A 3,528-nucleotide genomic window follows, 5' to 3' on the forward strand; every position below is an offset into this window, starting at 1 on the left:
AAGGCTTCCTCCAGCGTGATCTCCAGCGCCGGCCGGCGGCGCGCGACGGCGAGGACCGCACGCTGGCGCTGGAGATCACGCTGGAGGAAGCCTTCGCCGGCGGCTCGCGCCAGGTCGAGATCAGCGGCGCTAGCGGCCGGCGCACGCTGAACGTGCGCATCCCGGCCGGCATCGAGGCCGGCAGGAAGATCCGTCTGGCCGGCCAGGGCGAGGCCGGGGCGCACGGCGGCGCCGATGGCGACATCTATCTGGAGATCGCCTACGCGCCGCACCCGCGCTACCGCGCCGAGGGCCGCGACCTGACGCTGGAGCTGCCGGTCGCGCCGTGGGAGGCCGCGCTCGGGGCGCGCGTCGAGGTGCCGACGCTGGCCGGGCCGGTGACGCTGGCGATCCCGGCCGGTGCGCAGAGCGGCCAGAAGCTGCGCCTGCGCGGCCGCGGCCTGCCCGGCGAGCCGGCCGGTGACCAGTACGTGCGCCTGAAGATCGTCAATCCGCCGGCCGACAGCGAGGCGGCACGCACGCTGTTCCGCCGGCTGCAGGATGAACTGCCGTTCGACCCGCGCGCCGGTCTCTGAGTCCGGCGTGCAGCCTCCAGCCTTTGACGACCGACTGCCGATGACCCGGAGCTGCCCGATGACTGCCCGCCGCCCCCGCCGTGTCCTGCTCGCGATGATCGCACTCGCCGCCGGCCTCGCCGCTGCGCCCGTGCCGGCGGCGCTGCCCTGGGGCGCCGGCAGCAGCGAGCTGCCGACGCTCGCGCCGATGCTGGAGAAGGCCACGCCGGCCGTCGTCAACGTCAACACCGAGAGCCACGTGCGCACGCCGCGCAATCCGCTGCTCGATGACCCGGTGTTCCGTCGCTTCTTCAACCTGCCGAAACAGCCGCACGAGCGCGAACGCAAGGCGCAGTCGCTCGGCTCCGGCGTCATCGTCGATGCCGAGCGCGGCTACGTGCTGACCAACCATCACGTCATCGAAGGCGCCGACGTGATCAGCATCACGCTGCGCGACGGCCGCCAGCTGCAGGCGAAGCTGATCGGCTCGGACCCGGACACCGATGTCGCCGTCGTGCAGGTGCCGGCGAAGAACCTCAGCGCCCTGCCGCTCGCCGATTCCGACGGCCTGCGCGTCGGCGATTTCGTCGTCGCAATCGGCAATCCCTTCGGGCTCGGCCAGACCGTGACCTCGGGCATCGTCTCGGCGCTCGGGCGCTCGGGGCTCGGCATCGAGGGCTACGAGGACTTCATCCAGACCGACGCCTCGATCAACCCCGGCAACTCCGGCGGCGCGCTCGTGAACCTGCGCGGCGAGCTGATCGGCATCAACACCGCGATCCTCGCGCCTTCGGGCGGCAACGTCGGCATCGGCTTCGCGATCCCGATCAACATGGCACGCCAGGTCATGGACCAGATCGTGCGCCACGGCGCGATCCGCCGCGGCCTGCTCGGCGTCGCCACGCAGGACCTGACGCCGCAGCTCGCCGAGGCCTTCGGCATCCGCACCGATCAGGGCGCGGTGATCTCGCAGATCGGCGCGAAGAGCGCCGCCGAGAAGGCCGGCCTGCGCGTCGGCGACGTGATCACCGCCGTCAACGACCGGCCGGTGCGCGATTCGGCGGCACTGCGCAACAGCATCGGCCTGCTGCGCGTCGGCGACGAGGTGCGCCTCGGCCTGTTGCGCGAGGGCAAGCCGCTCAGCCTCACCGCCAGGCTCGGCGAAGGCCGCGGCGGGCGCGTCGCCGACAGCAGTGGCGGAGGCGGCAAGGCGCTGAATCCGCGCCTCGAAGGCGCGAGCTTCGGCAACCTCCCCGATGGCCATCCGCTGTCCGGCGAGGTCGACGGCGTGCTGGTCAACGCCGTCGAGGCCGGTTCGCCGGCCGCACGCGGCGGCCTGCGCCGCGGCGACGTGATCCTCGGCGTCAACCGCGAGCCGGTCGCCGGCATCGAGGACTTCGCGCAGGCGGTCACCGGCAACCGCGCGCTGCTGCTGCAGGTGCTGCGCGGGCGCAGCTCGCTGTTCCTGATGCTGCAATAGCTGCGCAAAGCCCGGCCACCCGCGCTTGCCCGGGCCGGCCGTGTGACGTTCTGCAACAAGTGTCGCCGCCGGCCCGCGGTATCTTCCTGCCCTCAGCACCGTAGCGACTGAATGTCGCACCCGTTACGCCCTGGACGGCTTTCCCCAATACGAGGAGGCGCCGTCCATGGCCCTGCCATCCATGACGTTCCCCGAACGTCCGCTCCAGGTCAGCCCGCCCGGCAGCGGCCGCATCGCCAACCTCGGCACGCTGCTGTGGACCACGCTGCTGCTGCTCGCCAGCGCGTATTTCCTGCTGCCGCCGATCGCTGACCTGCGCGACGACTTCACGATCGCCGACACCGCCCGCCCGGTGCAGGGCGGCAGGGTCGAGGGCCGCTGCCGGACCTCGCTCGGCGTGCTGGTGCGCTGCACGGCGACGCTGACGGCACCCGGACGCGGCGGGCCGCAACTGCAGCGCGAGGTCGACTACTTCTTCGTCGATTTCCACCTCGGCGACTACACGGCGACTGTCGTCGCCGATCCGGTGCGCCCGGCGCTGCTCAGCACCGATCTGGCGCTCGAACGGCTGTGGAATCGCGTCTACACGCTCGCGACCGCCATCCCGCTCGGCCTCGGCCTGCTGTTCGGCGTGCTGCGCCTGGCCGGACAGCGCATCGGCGAGCGGCGCAGCGCCGTCGATGCGCTGTCCGGCCACGTGCTGCACCCGGTGCTGCTGCGTCTGGACAGCTACCTGCCCGGACGCTGGACCGTGACGCCGCTGCCGCCGACCCGCGATCGCCGCTCGCGCACCTGGCCGGTGCCGCGGGCGGCGCGTCCGATCGTCATGGACCCGGAGCGGCGGCTGGTGCTCGGTGTCGCTGCCGGCAGCGAGGAACTGGCGATGCCGCTCGACACCGGCCTGTCGTGGATCGGGCTGGAGCGCGGCGAACGCCTGCGCCTGCGCGAACAGCTCGGCCCCGATCGCCTCGGCGGCTGGCTGCCGAACCTCGGGCGCGCCGGCCTCGATGACGAGCGTGCGGCCCTGTCGCGCCGGGCCCGGCGGCTCGGGCTGAGCGGGGGCGGACTGGCGCTGCTCGCCGCGCTGGCGGCCTGGGTGGCCTGGGGCGGTCATGATTTCAGCGGCGATGCCATCGTGCTGAGGCGCGGCGACGAAGGCCCGGCCAGCGGCGAGGTGCGCCTGAACGGCATCCGCCACACCGAACTCGCCGTGCAGACCACGCGCGTCGATGCGCGCGCCGCGCATCTGGAGGTCTGGGTGCCGCTGACCGCCCCGGACTGGCAGGCCGGTCAGCCGGTGGTCTGGCTGATCGACGATCCCGAATACGGCCGCGGCGAGCCGCGGGCCGCGACCCTCGTCGGCAGCGTCGCCGGGCCGGTGCCGGATCGCGCGCGCGAGCAGCTGGCGCGAATGCACGTGCAGCTGAGCCCGGAGGCGCGCGTGCTCGCCGCCCGCGCCTGGGAGCCGCCGTGGCAGCTGCCGGCGATCATCGT

At 73.2% G+C, this 3,528-nt stretch carries 3 protein-coding genes; all 3 read left to right on the forward strand.

Annotated features, from left to right (window positions below; genetic code table 11):
- The coding region (locus PKE44_RS16590; RefSeq protein WP_324553442.1) for a DnaJ C-terminal domain-containing protein at positions 1 to 575 on the forward strand (575 nt) is incomplete at its 5' end.
- A 58-nt stretch (positions 576 to 633) separates the two neighbouring features.
- A complete protein-coding gene (locus PKE44_RS16595) occupies positions 634 to 2,034 on the forward strand; it encodes a DegQ family serine endoprotease (RefSeq protein WP_324553445.1) in 1,401 nt (466 codons plus the stop codon).
- Positions 2,035 to 2,200: 166 nt separating this feature from the next.
- Positions 2,201 to 3,528 (forward strand): hypothetical protein (locus PKE44_RS16600; RefSeq protein WP_324553448.1); only part of this gene is annotated, 1,328 nt, incomplete at its 3' end.

Origin of the sequence: Plasticicumulans sp., assembly GCF_035331805.1 — a bacterium.
Taxonomy (GTDB): domain Bacteria; phylum Pseudomonadota; class Gammaproteobacteria; order Competibacterales; family Competibacteraceae; genus Plasticicumulans.

Excerpts from the sequence above, each read along its gene's own strand:
- PKE44_RS16595 (WP_324553445.1), top strand. The coding sequence starts at position 634 with ATGACTGCCCGCCGCCCCCGCCGTGTCCTGCTCGCGATGATCGCACTC.